This window comes from Dehalogenimonas etheniformans, assembly GCF_014672715.2.
GTDB classification, from domain to species: Bacteria; Chloroflexota; Dehalococcoidia; order Dehalococcoidales; family Dehalococcoidaceae; genus Dehalogenimonas; species Dehalogenimonas etheniformans.
Window position 1 is genome coordinate 701,729 of sequence record NZ_CP058566.2, and the last position, 18,579, is coordinate 720,307.

Annotated in this window: 18 protein-coding genes and 1 tRNA gene; 16 read left to right on the forward strand and 3 right to left on the reverse strand. The window is 53.2% G+C overall.

Annotated features, from left to right (window positions below):
• Positions 1-8: 8 nt before the first annotated feature.
• The gene (locus HX448_RS03605) at positions 9-599 is read right to left on the reverse strand and encodes a hypothetical protein (RefSeq protein ID WP_102330803.1); all 591 of its coding nucleotides are present in this window, start codon (positions 597-599) and stop codon (positions 9-11) included.
• A 24-nt stretch (positions 600-623) separates the two neighbouring features.
• Entirely contained in the window at positions 624-2,327 is a 1,704-nt protein-coding gene (gene guaA, locus HX448_RS03610; protein WP_190259899.1) for a glutamine-hydrolyzing GMP synthase, read from the reverse strand.
• A 56-nt stretch (positions 2,328-2,383) separates the two neighbouring features.
• Between guaA and HX448_RS03615 the strand changes: the two genes are divergently transcribed.
• From HX448_RS03615 to cimA, 12 genes are all read left to right on the forward strand, one after another.
• A complete protein-coding gene (locus HX448_RS03615; RefSeq protein ID WP_102330804.1) occupies positions 2,384-2,998 on the forward strand; it encodes an L-threonylcarbamoyladenylate synthase in 615 nt (204 codons plus the stop codon).
• 8 nt (positions 2,999-3,006) lie between these two features.
• Positions 3,007-3,441, forward strand: a complete 435-nt coding sequence (gene rpiB, locus HX448_RS03620; protein WP_102330805.1) for a ribose 5-phosphate isomerase B — start codon at positions 3,007-3,009, stop codon at positions 3,439-3,441.
• Between the two features lie 111 nt (positions 3,442-3,552).
• Positions 3,553-5,220, forward strand: coding sequence for a dihydroxy-acid dehydratase (gene ilvD, locus HX448_RS03625; RefSeq protein ID WP_102330806.1), 1,668 nt, complete (start codon positions 3,553-3,555; stop codon positions 5,218-5,220).
• A gap of 8 nt (positions 5,221-5,228) precedes the next feature.
• The gene (ilvB, locus tag HX448_RS03630) at positions 5,229-6,917 is read left to right on the forward strand and encodes a biosynthetic-type acetolactate synthase large subunit (protein WP_102330807.1); all 1,689 of its coding nucleotides are present in this window, start codon (positions 5,229-5,231) and stop codon (positions 6,915-6,917) included.
• Entirely contained in the window at positions 6,918-7,430 is a 513-nt protein-coding gene (gene ilvN, locus HX448_RS03635; RefSeq protein ID WP_102330808.1) for an acetolactate synthase small subunit, read from the forward strand.
• Positions 7,431-7,448: 18 nt separating this feature from the next.
• Entirely contained in the window at positions 7,449-8,450 is a 1,002-nt protein-coding gene (gene ilvC / locus HX448_RS03640) for a ketol-acid reductoisomerase (RefSeq protein ID WP_102330809.1), read from the forward strand.
• Between the two features lie 232 nt (positions 8,451-8,682).
• On the forward strand, positions 8,683-10,236 hold the full coding sequence (locus tag HX448_RS03645) for a 2-isopropylmalate synthase (protein WP_102330810.1): 1,554 nt from the start codon (positions 8,683-8,685) through the stop codon (positions 10,234-10,236).
• The gene (locus HX448_RS03650) at positions 10,229-10,645 is read left to right on the forward strand and encodes an MgtC/SapB family protein (RefSeq protein WP_102330811.1); all 417 of its coding nucleotides are present in this window, start codon (positions 10,229-10,231) and stop codon (positions 10,643-10,645) included. The genes HX448_RS03645 and HX448_RS03650 overlap by 8 nt, the downstream gene beginning before the upstream one ends.
• Positions 10,642-11,889 (forward strand): 3-isopropylmalate dehydratase large subunit, encoded by a 1,248-nt coding sequence (leuC, locus tag HX448_RS03655; RefSeq protein WP_102330812.1) that lies wholly within the window; start codon positions 10,642-10,644, stop codon positions 11,887-11,889. Before HX448_RS03650 ends, leuC begins: the two co-directional genes overlap by 4 nt.
• A gap of 65 nt (positions 11,890-11,954) precedes the next feature.
• A complete protein-coding gene (gene leuD / locus HX448_RS03660; RefSeq protein WP_102330813.1) occupies positions 11,955-12,449 on the forward strand; it encodes a 3-isopropylmalate dehydratase small subunit in 495 nt (164 codons plus the stop codon).
• Positions 12,450-12,757: 308 nt separating this feature from the next.
• On the forward strand, positions 12,758-13,846 hold the full coding sequence (leuB, locus tag HX448_RS03665; protein ID WP_102330814.1) for a 3-isopropylmalate dehydrogenase: 1,089 nt from the start codon (positions 12,758-12,760) through the stop codon (positions 13,844-13,846).
• Positions 13,847-13,848: 2 nt separating this feature from the next.
• Positions 13,849-15,432, forward strand: a complete 1,584-nt coding sequence (cimA, locus tag HX448_RS03670; protein ID WP_102330815.1) for a citramalate synthase — start codon at positions 13,849-13,851, stop codon at positions 15,430-15,432.
• Here cimA and HX448_RS03675 read toward each other — a convergent pair.
• Positions 15,422-16,063, reverse strand: a complete 642-nt coding sequence (locus HX448_RS03675; protein ID WP_102330816.1) for a SagB/ThcOx family dehydrogenase — start codon at positions 16,061-16,063, stop codon at positions 15,422-15,424. The two genes, cimA and HX448_RS03675, sit on opposite strands and share 11 nt — an antisense overlap.
• A gap of 94 nt (positions 16,064-16,157) precedes the next feature.
• On the opposite strand from HX448_RS03675, the gene HX448_RS03680 reads away from it, so the two are divergent.
• The 4 genes from HX448_RS03680 to HX448_RS03695 all read left to right on the forward strand — a co-directional run bounded on the left by HX448_RS03680 (position 16,158) and on the right by HX448_RS03695 (position 18,289).
• On the forward strand, positions 16,158-16,745 hold the full coding sequence (locus HX448_RS03680; protein ID WP_102330817.1) for a hypothetical protein: 588 nt from the start codon (positions 16,158-16,160) through the stop codon (positions 16,743-16,745).
• 20 nt (positions 16,746-16,765) lie between these two features.
• The gene (locus HX448_RS03685) at positions 16,766-17,470 is read left to right on the forward strand and encodes a hypothetical protein (protein ID WP_102330818.1); all 705 of its coding nucleotides are present in this window, start codon (positions 16,766-16,768) and stop codon (positions 17,468-17,470) included.
• A 30-nt stretch (positions 17,471-17,500) separates the two neighbouring features.
• Complete coding sequence (locus HX448_RS03690) at positions 17,501-18,160, forward strand: thymidylate synthase (protein WP_102330819.1); 660 nt, start codon at positions 17,501-17,503, stop codon at positions 18,158-18,160.
• 56 nt (positions 18,161-18,216) lie between these two features.
• Positions 18,217-18,289, forward strand: a tRNA-Lys gene (locus HX448_RS03695).
• The last annotated feature ends 290 nt before the right edge of the window (positions 18,290-18,579 follow it).

The following is an 18,579-nucleotide window of genomic DNA, read 5'->3' on the forward strand; positions in this document are numbered from 1 at the left end:
GCAAGGCGCTAACGCCTCTTAGACTGGTCTTTTGGCTTGAAATTGACCGGGCGGGCCTTCCACTTGTCCTGGGCGATGGAGTTCGAGGCTCGATCGCGGAGCTGGTCGATATCGGCCGGAGTCAATTTGAGTTTCTTCAGCAGTTTTTGTTCTTCAGCTTCAGCAGCGGCCCTTGACTCCTCACTTTTGGACTGCAGGTCTTTGAGCGAGGGCCCCTCTGAGGCTCCTTCTTCTGCCTTTATCCCCGCCAGCTTCGAGCCGAGGTAATCTGCTTGGGCGTTAGCCCAGGCGAGATAGTCGGAATATGCCGCGTGCCAGGCAAAATAGTTGGAAGTGGCTTTATCGGGCACCGATTTCAAGGCGTCCTTGCGCCTCAATAATTCCGCCGCAGACTGCGCCAGCTGGTTGGCGGCGATATAGATGTTTTCATAGGCTGCCGGATTTTTAGCTGCGGCTGTGGGATCGAATTGGGCTGCGGCGGTAGTGTAGACTTCAGCGCCCTTCTCCTGGAAGGCCCTGAGGGTCCACTCATCGCCGACGTAGTCGATGTACGTCAGCAGTTCATCGCCCTGGATCTTGTTCCTGTCAAAAAGTCCCATAATCAAATACTCCTTTTCCGGAGCTTATTCCCATTCGATGGTACCCGGCGGTTTGGAAGTGATGTCGTACACTACCCGGTTGACGCCGCTAACCTCGTTGACGATCCGGTTTGAAATCCGGGCCAGGAGGTCGTAGGGCAACCGGGCCCAATCGGCGGTCATGGCGTCGTCGGAAGTTACCGCCCGAATCGCCACCAGATGGCCGTAGGTGCGGAAATCGCCCATGACGCCGACGCTTCGAACATCAGTGATAATGGCAAAACTCTGCCACAGTTGCCGATAAAGCCCGGCTTTTTTAATCTCGTTCATCACGATCCAATCGGCAGACCGCAGCATCTCCAGCTTTTCCCGGGTGACTTCGCCAATGACGCGGATAGCCAGTCCCGGTCCCGGGAACGGCTGGCGCCAGACCATTTCCTCCGGCAATCCAAGCTCGACGCCGACCTGCCGTACCTCGTCCTTGAAGAGGTAACGCACCGGTTCGAGCAGCTTCAATGCCATATTGGCAGGAAGGCCGCCGACGTTGTGATGGCTCTTGATCTTGGCTGATGCGTTGGAAACCGAGGAAACGCTTTCGATAACGTCAGGGTAGAGGGTGCCCTGGGCCAGGAAATCAACCTTACCCAGTTTTATTGCTTCTTCTTCGAAGACCCGGATGAACTCGACGCCGATAGCCTTCCGTTTTTGTTCGGGATCGATAACCCCGGCCAGGCGTTCGAGGAAGCGATCGGTGGCGTCGATGAAAATTATCTTCATTCCGAGGTTCTGCTCGAACACCTTGAGGGTACGCTCGGCTTCATCACGTCGAAGCAGCCCGTTGTTCACGAAAATGCAGGTCAACTGGTCGCCGACGGCGCGGTGGATGAGGGTTGCCACGATGGCGGAATCAACCCCACCGGAAAGCGCGGCAATGACCTTGCCCTTGCCCACCTGGCTGCGGATGCTTTCAATGCTTTCCGTGATGAAGTGACCGGGCGTCCAGGTGGCCTGGCAGCCGCAGATGTTCATCACGAAATTCTTGAGCAGCGTCTTACCGAAGGGTGTGTGAGCAACCTCAGGATGGAATTGCAGACCGAAGATGTTGTTGTCGTTGCCCATGACTGCCAGCGGCGAATTTTCGGTATACGCCAGCGATCTGAAGCCCTGTGGCAATTGTTCGACACGGTCGCCGTGGCTCATCCACGCGGCGGACGACTCAGGAATTTCTTTAAATAGGGGAGATTTAAGGTCTGAAAGGTGCAAAATCGCGTGGCCGTATTCACGGGCTTGACCGCGGGCGACGACGCCACCGAGTTGCTGGGTGATCAACTGCATGCCGTAGCAAATGCCCAGGATCGGAAGTTTGCTTTCGTAAATATACGCCGGAGCCATGGGAGCGCCGGGGGCATAAACACTGGCCGGACCGCCGGACAGGATGAAACCCTTGGGATTCAGGTGGGCGATTTTTTCCCAGGGCGTATCATGGGAAACCAGTTCGCAATAAACATGGAGTTCACGAATCCGGCGGGCAATCAGGAGACTGTATTGAGAGCCAAAATCGAAGATAACTATAGATTCACGTGAAGCACCGGAAACGGCTTCGCCCTTGGCCGGTTTCTCGATTGCTTGTTTGGCGATTTCGAGGTAGGTGGCAACCTCAATGTCACCTGAGGTCGCTACACGGAGGGTTTCTGACGGGGTGGTTTCGTCTCTTTTTTCGGTCATTTCGGTAGTGTTAAAGATTACCATTCTGATATACTAGCGTCAAGAATTTCAACTTAACTTAACATAACGAGGCACCAAGTATCTCATCCTCTCAAACCCAGAGCGACGCATCGCGCGCAATCGAAATACTGAAAAACGGCGGCGTGATTGCCATACCGACCGACACTGTCTATTGCCTGGCAGCCAGTTTAAAATATCCCGAAGCCATCGGAAGGATTTTCGACATCAAGGGCAGGGTGACGACCAAGGCTTTACCGGTGCTAGTTGCCGACGTTATCCAGATGCGGCAGGTGGCGGAAATGAACCCCCTGGCAGAGGTGCTGGTTAGACGGTTTATGCCGGGCGGTCTGACGCTGATCCTGCCGAAGAAACCGGTCGTTCCTGACATCGTAACCGGTGGCAAACCAAGCGTTGCCGTGCGCATCCCTGGACACACCCTGACTCTTTACATCATCAAAGCGGTGGGGACTCCTTTGACCGGTACATCGGCTAACCTTTCGGGGAGGGGCAGCGTTTGCGAGGCGGCGGACGTCCGGGCTCAGCTTGGTGATAGTGTGGACTTGGTTCTCGATAGCGGCCGGTGCCCCGGCGGAATAGAGTCGACAATTGTCGATCTGACTGGGCCTGAAAGTCCGGTCATAGTGAGAGAGGGAGCGGTGCCGCGGTCAGAATTGGAAGCTTATTATTTTAAATAGAGGTCTGAATGAGAATCGCAATAGGGAATGACCATCGCGGGTACGAGCTTAAACTAAAGATCGTTGAATGGCTCAAGAGCCAGGGATACGAAGTTACCGATGTTGGCGCCTTCTCCGAAGAATCGGCTGACTATCCGGATTTTGCCGCTAAAGTAGCTAAAGCGGTAGCTCAGGGCCAGGCCGAGCGCGGAGTTCTCATTTGCGGCACCGGCATTGGCATGAGCATGTCGGCTAATAAAATGCCAGGTATCCGGGCGGCATTGGTGTACAAACCTGAATATGCGGCTTTGACGAGGATGCACAATGATGCCAACGTCCTTTGTCTTGGCGAGATGAACGGCGACGATCTCAATATGGAAGTGCTAAAGGTGTTCATGGGGACGCAGTTCGAAGGCGGCCGGCATCAAAGGCGCATTGATAAAATTCAGGGCCGCTGCTGTTAAACAACGACTCTTTAATCGTAATTCCTTGAAAATTAAAACCGCCTGTGCTATGTTTAGGCACTGCTCGCCCATCCGTCCCTTCGCGGACGGATTTTAGTTAGGGGGGACTAAATGAGAAGCGACTCGATCAAAAAAGGCGCCGAAAGAGCCCCCCACCGCGCGCTCCTCCGTTCTCTTGGTGTCAGCCCCGCAGATTTCAACAAACCCTTCATCGGCGTCGTCAACAGCTTTACTGAAATTGTCCCGGGACATCAACACCTCCGCGCCATCGCCGAGGCTGTGAAATCCGGTATCAGACAGGCAGGCGGCGTGCCATTTGAGTTCAACACAATCGCCATATGCGACGGCCTGGCGATGAACCACACCGGGATGAAGTATTCGTTGGCTTCCCGCGAACTCATCGCGGATACGGTTGAGGTCATGGCCCAGGCTCACGCCTTCGACGGCCTGGTGTTCATCCCTAACTGCGATAAGGTCATCCCCGGCATGCTCATGGCAGCCGTCCGATTGAACATTCCTGCAGTATTCGTAAGCGGCGGCCCAATGCTGGCCGGGCATCTGCCGATCGACGGTAAAACGAAAGCTGTCGACCTGAATTCGGTCTTCGAAGCGGTTGGTCAATTCGTCAAAGGTGACCTGACTCCGGAAAAACTCGAAGAGATCGAGGGTGCCGCCTGCCCCGGCTGCGGGTCCTGCTCGGGTTTGTTCACCGCCAATACCATGAACTGCCTGACAGAGGCTTTAGGGATGGGTCTGCCTGGCAACGGCACCATCCCGGCGGTCGATGCCAGACGCAGCGCACTTGCTCGAAAAGCGGGCGAGACCATCATGCGGGTGGTGTCTGAGGATTTGAAACCTCGAGATATCATTACGCCTAAAGCAATCCATAACGCCTTCGTTGTCGATGTGGCTCTTGGAGGCAGTTCCAATTCGGTTCTTCACCTTGAAGCCATCGCTCACGAAGCGGGCATTGAGTTCCCACTTGTAAAGATTAATGAGATCAGCGACAAGACACCCTGCCTGTGCCGCATTCGGCCTGCCGGTGAACATCATATCGAGGATCTCGATAAAGCCGGTGGCATCCCGGCGGTAATGCGGGAGCTTTCGTCACTTCTCAGATTAGATGCCAGAAGCGTTTACGCTGGGCTCATCGGAGACGTAGTTAAATCGGCGGCTCATGCCGATGGAACGGTCATCCGCCATGTGAACGATCCGGTTACTCCTAAGGGCGGCATCGCTATTTTATTCGGCAACCTAGCGCCGGAGGGTTCCGTGGTCAAGCGTTCTGCGGTCGCTCCGGAAATGATGGTTCACACAGGGCCGGCTCGTATTTTCAATTCCGAAGAAGAAGCCACACTGGGCATCATGGATAACAGGATCAAAGAGGGGGATGTTGTCGTCATTCGCTACGAGGGGCCCCGTGGAGGCCCAGGTATGCGGGAAATGCTGACCCCGACATCGATTCTGGCCGGCATGGGTCTCGATAAGTCCGTAGCCCTTATCACCGACGGCCGGTTCTCGGGAGCAACCCGCGGAGCCTCCATCGGTCACGTCGCGCCGGAAGCAGCACTGGGCGGTCCGATAGCGGCATTGAACGAGGGCGATATCATTGACATAGATATTCCAAATCACGTCTTGAGCGTCCGTCTCGCGGATAATGAAATCCGCCACCGGATGGAAAAAGTTCCGGATTTCCAGCCAAAGATAAAGACAGGCTATTTAAAACGCTATGCCCAGCAGGTTTCTTCAGCCAGCCGCGGCGCGGTTTTTGAGACCTAGGAGATTATATGAAACAGACCGGAGCTCAGATATTGTGCGAAAGCCTCCTGAAGGAAAGCGTGGACGTCGTGTTCGGCTATCCCGGCGGACAGGTTTTACCGCTCTACCACACCCTAACTCAGTATCCCCAGTTGCGGCACATCCTGGTCCGCCATGAGCAGGGTGCCGTCCATGCCGCGGATGCCTACGCCCGGGTCACCGGCCGGGTCGGCGTTTGTTTTGCCACCTCCGGCCCCGGCGCCACAAACCTCATCACCGGTCTGGCAAATGCCTACATGGACTCGATCCCCATGGTCGCCGTCACCGGCCAGGTTCCGCGTTCCATGATCGGCCGCGACGCTTTCCAGGAATCAGATATCACTGGCATCACTATCCCCATCACCAAGCATAATTATCTGGTGATGGATGTAGCCGATCTAGCCAAGACGGTTAAAGAGGCCTTCTATATCGCCAGCACCGGCCGTCCCGGTCCGGTACTCATCGACCTCCCGCGGGACATCCAGCAGGAATGCACTGAGTTCCATTTCCCGGCCAGGGTCAACCTCCCGGGATACAAACCCACGTTGGGCGGGAATCCATTGCAGATAAAAAAAGCAGCCAAACTTCTTGCCGAAGCCAAAAAACCGGTCCTTATCGCGGGACACGGCGTTCGGATTTCAAGGGCATATAAAGAACTCAAAACCCTTGCGGAAACACTTCAAATACCTGTGGTGACCACACTATTGGGTATTTCGAGCTTTCCTGAAAGCCATCCCCTGTCTTTCGGTATGATCGGCATGCATGGGCTCGCTCCAGCCAATATGGCGATCACTAATTCCGACCTGGTCATCGCTGTCGGAATGCGCTTTGATGACCGGGCTACCGGCAAAATTTCATCGTTCGCACCCCATGCCAAAGTGATTCACATCGATATCGACCCGGCTGAAATAGGCAAAAACGTCGCAGTCGACGTGCCCATCGTGGGCGATGTAAAAACGGTTCTGGCCGAGCTTAATAAAGAAATCAGCCCCATGCGCCATGATGACTGGCTGAAGCAGTTGTCGGATTGGAAGAAACAATTCCCCTCGGGTATAGAAATCCGCGAGTCCGAAACTATCCTGCCACAATATGTCATCCGGAAGATCTGGGAAACCACCAAAGGTGACGCCACCATTGTTACTGGAGTCGGCCAACACCAGATGTTTGCGGCTTTACACTATTTCTATGATAAGCCCAACAGCTTCATCACCTCGGGCGGCCTTGGCACTATGGGTTTCGAACTTCCCGCGGCTTTCGGCGCTCAGGTCGGGCTGCCTGATGAGACTATTTGGTGCATTGCCGGCGACGGTTCAATCCAGATGACCATTCAAGAACTCGGAACCATCCGGCAGGAAAATTCACCGGTTAAGATCGCCATTCTGAACAATGGCTTTCTAGGCATGGTTCGCCAATGGCAGGAGCTTTTCTACGAGCACAACTACTCTTCGACTCCGCTGTGGTGCCCTGATTTTATCAAGATCGCCGAAGCCTACAGCATTCCCGCGCAAAACGTGACTAGGAAAGAAGACGTCGGCTCTGCTATTAAGAAAGCCATGGAAACGGAAGGGCCGTACATCCTGAATTTCGTCGTCGAGCCTGAAGAGAACGTCTATCCCATGGTGCCCCCGGGAGCCGGTATCGACCATATACTTCATGAGCCGCTGAAGGAGGCGTGTTAGATGGCCAATAAACATACCATCGTCGCCCTGGTGGCAGACCGTCCGGGTGTTTTGAACCGCATGGCCAGCCTCTTCCGGCGCCGCGGGTTCAATATCGATTCAATAGCTGTAGGCCATTCCGAAACGCCCCATCTCTCCCGCATGACCATCGTCGCCGAGGGCTCCGACAGTCAGGTGGAGCAGATCCGCAAGCAGGTTGAAAAGATCATCGACGTCATTCGCGTTCAGGATATTTCCGGCCTCGATATCGTATCCCGCGAATTGGCTCTCATCAAGGTCAAGGCCAGCGCCGAAACCCGCTCCGAGATCATGCAGATAGTCGATATTTTCCGCGCCAAGATAGTTGATGTCTCCGCGGATTCGGTGATGGTCGAAGCAACTGGGGATGAGGAAAAACTGAGTTCTCTGTATAATCTCTTGAAACCCTTCGGCATCAAGGAAATGACCCGCACCGGCCGGATAGCTATGGCCCGGGGCGGTCAAGTAGCTCGCCGTGAAGAAGCGGCTGAATAAAATAAACAGGAGAAAATAATGGCTGTCATCTATTACGAAAAAGATTGCAATTCCAAGCTGTTGGCAGGTAAGACTATCGGCATCGTCGGTTACGGCAGCCAGGGACATGCCCACGCCCAGAACCTGCGTGACAGCGGCTTTAAGGTCATTATCGGCGGCGTACCGGGCTCGCCATCGGGCTTACGTGCCGCCGAAGACAAGTTCGAGGTATTTTCCACCGCGGAAATGGCCAGGAAAGCCGATATCATCATGATCCTCGCGCCGGACCAGGTGCAGGCGAAGATATACCGTGAAGACATCGCTCCCAACCTCCGTGCCGGGATGATGCTGATGTTCGCCCACGGCTTCAATATTCATTTCGGCCAGATTCTCCCGCCCGGTGACATAGATGTGAGCATGATTGCCCCCAAGGGACCCGGCCACATGGTGCGGCAGGTTTACACCGAAGGCGGTGGGGTTCCGGCTCTTATCGCTGTATACCAGGACGCCACCGGTAAAGCCAAGGATTTAGCGTTGGCTTATGCCTCGGGCATCGGTGCCGCTCGTGCAGCCGTTTTAGAAACAACTTTTGCTGAAGAGACTGAGACCGACCTTTTCGGCGAACAGGCCGTCCTGTGCGGCGGTGCATCAGCGTTGATTAAAGCCGGCTTCGAGACGCTCATCGAGGCGGGTTATCAACCCGAGGTGGCTTATTTCGAGTGCTGCCATGAGTTAAAACTCATCGTCGATCTCATCTACCAGGGCGGCCTCAAATACATGCGGTATTCGATAAGCGACACCGCTGAGTATGGCGATTACAGCCGCGGTCCTCGAATTGTTACCGAGGATACCAAAGAGGAAATGCGGACCATCCTCTCTGAAATTCAGGACGGCAGCTTTGCCCGGGAATGGATATTGGAGAACCAGGCCGGCAAGCCGCACTTCAACGCCATACGCCGCATTGAGGCCGGACACCCCATAGAAGAAGTGGGTGAAAGCCTCCGCGGCATGATGAGCTGGCTTAAAAAACCCAAGAAATAAGGTGCTCTCTTTCCTCTTCCCTTGATCGGAGAATAAATCAAGGGAAGGGTGAAAAGTCTATTTGCCGCCGATGCTTTCTTCAAGTTTGAAATCAGATAAAGGTTTCAGGTAACATTAACGCATTATGATTCATTTGTCCCGGAGGATTCTCATCCTTATTAGCCCCTCTTCCTGGTAGGAGGAGGGGTAGTCGTTATTTTGAAAATAACGTTAAGGAGAGTTTCCCGGACAAATGAATAAGCTGATAATCTTCGACACCACTCTGCGCGATGGCGAACAAGCCGCCGGCGCATCCCTCAACATTCAGGAAAAGCTCGAGATAGCGCGTGCCCTGGAATCCCTGGGCGTCGATGTCATCGAAGCCGGATTCCCGATCAGCTCACCAGGAGATTTCGAGGCGGTCAAAAAGATTGCTTCGGACGTCAAGGGCTGCTCGATTTGCGGTTTAGCGCGCGCCAACCCCAAAGATATCGATCGTGCTTGGGAAGCCCTGCAGATGGCGGCCGACCCCCGCATCCATGTCTTTATCTCCGCATCTGATGTGCATATGGTGCACCAACTGAAGAAAAGCAGAACCGAGGTCCTGAACCTGGCTAAGGATATGGTGGCTCACGCCAGGACATATCTTTCCAACATCGAATTTTCCCCTATGGATGCCTCCCGCTCGGATCCGCAATTTCTTTACGAGTTGCTGCAAGCGGTTATTGAGGCCGGAGCCACAACTCTGAATATTCCGGACACCGTAGGTTACGCCATGCCCGGTGAATTCGGCGGGCTCATCGAAGGCATCATCAAGAATGTTCCGAGTATCGATAAGGCGGTTATCTCCGTACACTGCCACGACGACTTAGGTCTATCCGTTGCCAATAGCCTGGAAGCGGTCAGGCGCGGCGCCCGCCAGGTTGAGTGTACGGTGAACGGCATCGGGGAGCGGGCTGGCAATGCCGCCCTGGAAGAAGTAATCATGGCCATCCGGACTCGGCCGGATTATTACGACGTCACGACCTCGATAAATACCGAACTTATCTATCCTACATCCAGGCTGGTTAGTCAGCGCACTGGTTTTTCGGTGCAGCCCAACAAGGCGGTGGTGGGAGGCAACGCCTTCCGCCATCAGTCCGGGATCCACCAGGACGGTGTCATCAAGATGCCCAAGACTTACGAGATCATGGACCCCCGCACAGTCGGAGTGCCCGCTTCATCGCTCGTTCTGGGGAAATCTTCAGGCCGCCATGCTTTCAAAGAGCGCCTGGCTGAACTCGGGTACAATCTTTCCGAGGCGGACTTTGACCGTGCTTTCGCGGCTTTCAAGGAACTTGCCGACAAGAAAAAAGAGGTCGCCGACCGCGATATCGAGTCGCTGGTTGCCGAAGAGCAGCGCACCCTGGTCGAAGCTTTCCACCTTGACCGTTTGCAGGTAACCTGCGGTGATTGCGGTTTGCCGACGGCGGCGGTCAGATTGATTGACCCAAACGGCAAGGTCCTCGAGGATGCCGCCCTGGGCACCGGCCCGGTGGACGCAGTGTACAAAGCCATTAACCGCCTGGTGGGCGTGCCGAACCGTTTAACAGAATTTTCGGTGACCTCCATTACCGCGGGCATCGACGCCATCGGAGAAGTCTTCATTCGTATCGATAGTGAGGGAGTATCGTATTCCGGGCGCGGCGCCGATACCGATATAGTCGTATCCTCAGCTAAAGCTTATATGAACGCGCTCAACCGACTTCTGGCAGTGAGGAAGAACGGCCAGGGCAAGTCCTTTATGCCGCAAGATTACCATGCCTGATGAACTAGTAATGATATTCCGGCTGGTCCTGGCTGGAGCCTTAGGCGCGATAATTGGGTTTAACCGCGAGAAGGCAGGTAAACCTGCCGGAATCCGCACCCTGGCGCTGATCTCGATTGGCGCCGCCCTTTTCACCATGCTCTCGATTTTTGCTTTTGAAACGGCTGATCAGGCCAGGCTTGCTGCCAATATCGTCACTGGTATCGGTTTTTTAGGCGCAGGGGCAATCATCCTCAGGCGCGAACAGGGCATCATTGAAGGAATGACTACCGCCGCCACCATCTGGGTAATGGCGGCGATCGGGGTCGCGGCTGGTTCCGGTAAGTATTTTGTCGCCGTCGCCGCTGCTGTAATCGTCCTTTTGGTCCTGGTGTTGCCCCATAACGAGCGAGGGAGTAAAAAAGAGTGAACTTAGCTGAAAAAATACTGGCCTCTCATTCCGGCAAAGACCATGTGGTGCCGGGCGAATTCATCAGCGCAAAAGTGGATGTTGTTTTGGCTAACGACATCACAGCGCCTATTGCCATCCGAGAGTTCAAGAAACTTGGTGTTGAAAAAGTATTTGATCCTAAGAAGATCGTTCTGGTGCCCGATCATTTCGTGCCCAATAAGGATATTGCCTCCGCCGAGCAAGCCAAGATATTGCGGGATTTCGCCCGGTCCCAGGAAGTGAACTTCTTTGAGTGCGGCCAGATGGGCATCGAGCACGTCATTCTTCATGAAAAGGGACTCGTCGTGCCCGGTGACCTGGTTGTAGGCGCCGATTCGCACACCTGCACCTACGGCGCCCTGGGCGCTTTTGCTACCGGCATGGGCTCAACCGATATAGGCGTTGCCATGGCCACCGGCGATGTCTGGATGAAAGTGCCTCCCACGATCAAATTTGTCTATCATGGGAAATTGCCCAAATATATCGGCGGCAAAGACCTGATCCTTTACACCATCGGCCAGATAGGGGTCGATGGCGCTCTCTATGCGGCGATGGAGTTTTCCGGTGAGGCGATCGATGATTTGTCGATGGAAGGCCGTTTCACCATGTCGAACATGGCGATCGAGGCTGGGGGCAAAGCAGGGTTATTCTTCGCCGATAAAAAAGCCGTTGAATATGCGAAGAACCGGAGCAAACGTAAACCAGTGGTCTTCGCGCCGGATTCTGATGCTTCCTATGAGGCGGTCCATGAATACGACGTTTCAAAACTGGAACCCCAGGTGGCGCTGCCCCATCTCCCCTCCAACGTCAAGCCGGTCAGCCATGTTGGAACCATATACCTGGACCAGGTGGTTATCGGTTCGTGTACGAACGGGCGGCTCGAAGACCTCCAGGTTGCGGCTGGTATTCTGAAAGGGACAAAGGTCAATTCCAATCTGCGGTGCATCGTCATCCCCGGTTCTCAGCAAGTTTATCTCGATGCCATGCACGCAGGTTACATTGAGGTGTTTATCGAGGCCGGATGCGCCGTTTCGACTCCCACTTGCGGTCCCTGTCTCGGCGGCCATATGGGAATCCTGGCTGCTGGCGAAAAGTGTTTGGCCACCACCAACCGCAACTTCATCGGCCGTATGGGCAGCCCCAAGAGCGAGGTTTACCTTGCCGGGCCCGCCGTCGCCGCTGCCAGCGCTGTTGCCGGAAAGATAGTCTCACCGGAAACTTAGATAAATGGTCTTTCTGAGCGCAGCGAAGAATCTCAAAGACGCTCAGATTGAGAGGTTGAAATTAAATGCTCCAAGGTCACGTTTTTAAATACGGCGCCAATGTGGACACGGATGCCATCATCCCGGCGCGTTACCTTAATGTCTCCGATCCATACGAATTGTCTCGTCATTGTATGGAAGATATCGACCTGGACTTCGTCAATAAGGTGAAGCCCGGCGATATCATCGTTGCCACTACCAATTTCGGTTGTGGGTCTTCCCGGGAACACGCGCCGATCGCTATCAAGGCATCGGGTGTTTCCGCGGTAGTGGCCAAGAGTTTCGCCAGGATTTTCTTCAGGAACGCCATCAACATCGGCCTGCCTCTTCTCGAAAGCCCCGAGGCAGTCGATGCCACCGATGCCGGGGACGAACTGGAAATCGATCTAGCTACAGGGACGATTAAAAATTTGACGAAAGGCAAAACCTTCAAGGCCGCTCCGTACCCGGAGTTCATGAGCGGTATCATCAAAGCAGGCGGGTTGATCGAATACACCAGGGAACGTTTGAAGCACCATTAAAAATATATATTTTGAAAACAGTACCAAAAACGACACGAAACTCTTGACACGTTAAGTGAACTGATGTGCTATAATAATAGCCTTATCAAATATATTTGATGTTCGTATTATTAAAGAATAAATCCGGGGGCAAATTTATTGAATCGAAATCACAAAGGGAAAAATCGGTTCGTTATTTGGAACGAATCCCACGTTCGGAATGAACGTAGTTGGACAGTATTCGTTCGTAAATAAAACATTTTTGTAAAGGTATATAAAACAAATAACAAATCTGGAAGCTGGTAGCTGACGACTAAGGAGCCTGTAAATTGAAATACCGCGTTACTGTTCTCCCCGGCGACGGGGTCGGGCCTGAAGTCATGGCAGAGGGCATGAAGGTCCTCGATGCTGTGGCCAAGAAATTCGGCCATACTTTTAAGCTTGAGTACGAGCTCATCGGTGCGGTCGCCATAGATAAAACCGACTCTGCTTTGCCGGATGAAACGCTCAAGATGTGCAAAAAGAGCGATGCCGTGATGTTGGCGGCTGTCGGCGATCCTCGTTACGATGACCCGAAATTGCCCGTGCATCCCGAAGACGGGTTGCTCGCGTTGCGCAAGGGGTTGGGGCTTTTCGCCAACATCAGACCGGTCAAGGTTTTCGATGAACTCGTCAACGCCTCAACTCTTAAACCAGAAGTGCTTAGGGGCACGGATTTCATCTTTGTCCGTGAGTTGACTGGCGGAGTTTACTTTGCCAAACCGAAAAAGCAATGGATAACCGCCAAAGGCCGCAAAGCTACCGATTCCATGACTTATACAGAACAAGAAATCGAGCGCATCGTCCGCGTTGGTTTTGAACTGGCGCGTTCACGCAAGAAGAGACTGGTTTCAGTCGATAAAGCCAATGTCCTCAAGTCATCCCGCCTCTGGAGGCAGGTGGCTATCGAGGTGTCGAAAGACTATCCGGATGTTGCTCTTTCTCACGTCCTTGTAGACGCTTGTGCCATGCAGTTGATCAGAACGCCAACCGTTTTCGACGTCATCGTCACCGAAAACCTCTTCGGCGATATCCTGACCGATGAAGCCGCTCAGCTAGCGGGATCCATGGGCATGCTGCCTTCCGCGAGCTTGGCGGGTATTCCGGAATCCGGAAAACAAACCTTTGGATTGTTTGAACCTATCCATGGCAGTGCTCCTTCGATCGCAGGCAAGGATATCGCCAATCCAGTGGCTACGATCCTGACTGTGGCCATGATGTTGCGTTATTCGCTCGCCCTCGAAAAAGAAGCGGCTTCAATTGAGAAAGCGGTAGAAATCGTTCTGAAACAGGGTTATCGCACGGATGATATAATGGCCGCTGGAAATACCCGGGTCGGCACCAAACAAATTGGGGACCTGATAGCCGCCGAGGTCTGACAATGGCAAGAATCGAATTATACGATACCACCTTGCGCGACGGCGCCCAGCGGGAAGGAATTTCCTTTTCGGTCCTGGATAAGCTCCATATCGCGCAAAAACTGGATGAATTCGGTTTCGACTACATCGAGGGCGGCTGGCCGGGCGCTAATCCCAAGGACAATGAGTTTTTCCAGCATGCCGCCGGTTTGTGTTTCAAAAAGGCGAGACTGGTTGCTTTCGGCAGCACCCGTAAAGCTGGCGTCGCAGTGGAGTCCGATGCCAATATCCGGGCCTTGGTCGAATCTGGAGCACCGGTGATAACCCTGGTGGGCAAGAGTTCGGCTCCTCAGGTTGAAAAGGTTTTGGCCACAAGTCTGGATGAAAACATCAACATGGTGGCTGATTCCATCCGTTATTTGAAGTCCCTCGGCCGTACCGTTTTTCTCGACGCAGAGCATTTCTTCGATGGTTTTAAAGCTGACCGGGAATATTCCTTGAAGGTCCTTGAAGCTGCCGCCGAAGCCGGGACGGATTGCCTGGTCCTATGTGATACCAACGGGGGCAGCCTTCCTGATGACGTCTCAGAAGCGGTTAGCGCAGTCGTGGCGACCATAAAGGCGCCCGTGGGCATTCACGCTCATAACGATGCAGAATTAGCGGTTGCCAACAGTCTGGCTGCGGTAAGGTCCGGGGCAACACAGGTTCAGGGCACCATAAATGGCTATGGCGAAAGATGCGGGAACGCCAACCTGTGTTCCATTGTTCCCGCTCTCAAGTTGAAAATGGGGATCGACGTAATGGGTGGTGAAGAACTTTCCCGCCTGACTGACCTATCCCATTTCGTTTCTGAAGTTGCCAACTTATCACCGGATCCATTCTTGCCTTATGTGGGTCACAGCGCTTTTACCCATAAGGCGGGGCTACATGTTTCCGGTTTATCCCGCTGGGTTTTTGCCTACCAGCATATAGATCCCACGGCAGTTGGCAACAAGCCGAGGACGCTAGTGTCCGAATTGGCCGGCAAAATGAACATCATTCAAAGGGCTCAAGAGATAGGCGTGAACCTCTCGCCAAAAAGTCCGGAAGCCCAGCAACTGCTGGAACGGGTAAAGAAACTGGAGAGCATGGGCTTCCAGTATGAAAACGCCGAAGCCTCGTTTGATCTGTTGGTTCATCGGGCAAGCCCGGGTTACGTACCGCCGTTCAATCTCATTGACTTCATGGTGATCGTCGAGAAACTCCGGAGACCCCCGATCGTTGCCTGCGAGGAAGAAGAGATGATGAGCGAGGCGGTGGTGAAGGTTCGAGTCGGTGGCGAAATCATGCACACCGCGGCCGAAGGCAGCGGCCCGGTGAACGCGCTCGACGCCGCGATGCGAAAAGCCCTGCTGCCTTCCTACCCGGCACTCGATACCGTAACACTTACTGATTTCAAGGTTCGTATATTAGAAGAGAGCACCGGGACGGAATCTTTGGTCCGCGTGCTTATCGAATCAACTGACGGCACGGATGAATGGCATACTGTAGGTGCTTCAGCCAACCTTATCGAAGCTTCGTGGTTGGCACTGGTAGACAGCCTGGAATACTTCCTGATCAAGCATTAGGTTTGGCAGGAACTCCGACAGGCATGATGTAAAGCGGTTGGAAGTCACCCGGAATAGAGAGTAGATCTTTCACACCTGTGTCATCGAAGGCTCCGATGGCGGTCGTACCCAATCCTAACGCGGCGGCCTGCAGGTAGAGATTCTGAGCTGCATGCCCCGCCTCCATATGTACATAGCGTTCAGTCCTGTTACGATAACGGCTCCGGGTACGTTCATAATCGGCAACAATGACAAGATTGACCGGGGCTGCTGTGATAGCCGATTGCTCTAAGGATACCTTAGCCAGTTGATCTCTAAGGTCACCGCTCTTGTAGGCTTTGAGTCCATTAGATTCGGGGTTGTACAGATAGGAACCTGCCGAGAGGTTGGTTACGCCGAAAGTACCGACAATCGCGATTATTTCAAGAGGATACGTACCGCCCGCACTTGGAGTGGTTCGGGACCGCTTGCCTGTAGATCCCTGGAGTGACCATAACAACTGCGAAAGAATATCCAATGTCAGCGGCTGATCCACGAATCCCCGGGTTGAACGCCGCATGAGGATGGCTTCTTCGACCGTCACCGAACCTTTGACGCTCGGCTCTGGAAGTCTGATCTCGGGAAAATTCGAAATCACTATATTCGGATCCATGAAGTGTATTATACCATCCAAAAATCGAGTAAGCCGTCTTTAAGTCCCCGGTGCCTATTTTGTATAATTGGATTACCTTAAACGGGAGAAGATTATGGGCGAAATACGTTCTGCAAAAGAAATTGCCGCTGAGCGTCTGAAAAACATCGGAGAGATAACTGAAGAAGATAGGCTCCGCTGGAAGTTTGTTCCTGCCGGTGAAAAACTCGGTCAACGATATATGTCGGAGCGCCTCGATATCGAGAATGAACTCGGCAAGTTCGATCAAAAACAACTGCCGTTCGTGAAACAAGGAATGACCCAATCACTTTTGATATACCTTGACTTGCCGCGTAATGAGACGATTGAAAAACGGAATTTCAAAGTCATGGAAGGATTGATGCAGATAAAGGAAGATAAGCAATCGGCGGCGGCTGCTCTTGGTCAACTCCAGAGAATTTTTGATCACTACGCCCAACAGGGGGAAGCTCAACGCACTCAAGCAAAACAAGCTCTAAAGACCAAGTTTGAACAAAGCCTGAGGCAGGCTTTAAGGGCTCAAGGTAAAGAATTCCCAAGCCAGATGAACGTGGAACAGCTTCCCCAGTTCGAGGAAGAATGGCGTCGTACATTGTCCCAGTTGGAACAGCAATATATTAAATCGCTCGACGACCTTAAAAAATATCTCGTTCAAATTCAGTAGCGGCTTTGGAACTATAGCAAATGAACGATTGGGAACGGGTTTGGAGGGCTGCGGTCCACACGCAGGTGATAAGACCGCCGCAGCAATTGCTCGCCACGTTTGGCCAGACGAATATTCATTACTACCTTTTGACGGAACCCGCCTATAAGGAAATGGATGAGTCCGGGTTGCCTGAAACCGTCTTACGGGAAGGCAGGGTCATCGCAGAACGGCCAAAAATAGTGACTCCTCTTTATATGAAGAAACTCGAAGGTTTTGGCGATGATGCCAGGCGCTATTTCGATATGATGATGCAGCGTCACGGCCCTAACGCTCCAGGCCTTCTTTACACTTATAAGAATGAACCGAAGGACACCAGCATCTTAAGCGGCAATTTGCCTTCGGTGGCTCAACGAATAAACAACGATATCAATGAAAGGGGCGAAACGGGCGCCACTATCATCAGGGGTCTCGATGAAATGTGGGACGTTTCCCTTTTTAAATTTATTTACGAGCTTACCGAGCATTCGATCGGGCAGAACGTATCGGAGTTGCACCAGCACGGATTGATGGGGGTAGATGAACGCGGTCTTCCCGCCGAATCCCGCATGCGAATCGAGCAATTGTTTTGGGAAGTCGGGATGGGGGAATGTGATCCTGCAACGCTAAAGACGGAATTGGACCGCTGGGAACTTTTTGACGAGTACCAGGACAGGTTTTTCGAAGTAATCCGCCGCCGTCGCTAAAAAACCAACCATTGATTTGAAAGGACCGCAATGAGAGCATCGAGCATCACTGCCCGTGATCTGTCTGAAGCATGGTTCTTCTGCCTGCGAGAAGTACTGGCCTATGGCTATGAATACAAGATTGACCGCGGCAGTTATGCCGGGCAGAAACGCAAAGAACTGGACATGATAACGGTCCAAATCCTGAACCCCGAGAATCGCCCGATCATTCCCGATGTCCCCCCCGGTGTGCCGCCGCCATCAACAATGGAATATCTTGATCACTACCTTCCCTATCTGATGACAGGGCAACGGGCTGAGGGTGAACAGTACACCTACGGCCAGTACCTTGAAAGCCAGATATCTGAAGTAATCCGCATGTATAAGGAAGAGGGTTACAATACCAATCAGGCTTTTATGACTGTCGGCAATCCTGAAGCGATTTATCTATCCGATCCGCCGTGTCTGCGCAGCGTCGATACACGGATACGCTATGGCAAACTGCATTTCGTCGTGTATTTCCGCTCCTGGGATCTGTGGGCTGGCTTTCCGTCAAATCTGGCCGCTCTGCAACTCCTCAAGGAATATATGGCTGCCGAAATCGGAGTCGATCCCGGGGAGACGATCGCAGTAAGCAAAGGTATGCACCTTTACGACTACGCCTGGGATATTGCAAAGACCGCCTGCGGATTGACTGATGAATTGAAATAGCCGCACAACTTGCCGCCTCAGGTGTCTTTTGATATTATATTTAGGTTGTCTCGAACGGGCCGCTAGCTCAATTGGCAGAGCAGCTGACTCTTAATCAGCAGGTTACAGGTTCGAAGCCTGTGCGGCTCACTTTAAAGCTATTTTCACCGCGAGTGGGCTAAAACATTTATATGCCTAACTCGCCGATTCAGACCAAAGTCCAATCGTATCCCGTATCGCAATTAATCTGCTGATTTCCCAAAACGGCTCAAGGGGCACTGCTTTTCCTTCCTTTTGGCCTAGTAAGGTCAGGGCCTGTCGCCAGCCACCATCAGGTATTACCACCAGACGGTGAGCGGGCTAGTGGAGTTCTTGGTCTCGCAGGACATCGACGACCCGGCTAAAGTCATTTCTTTCCACGTCCGGGCACTCGATGTTGC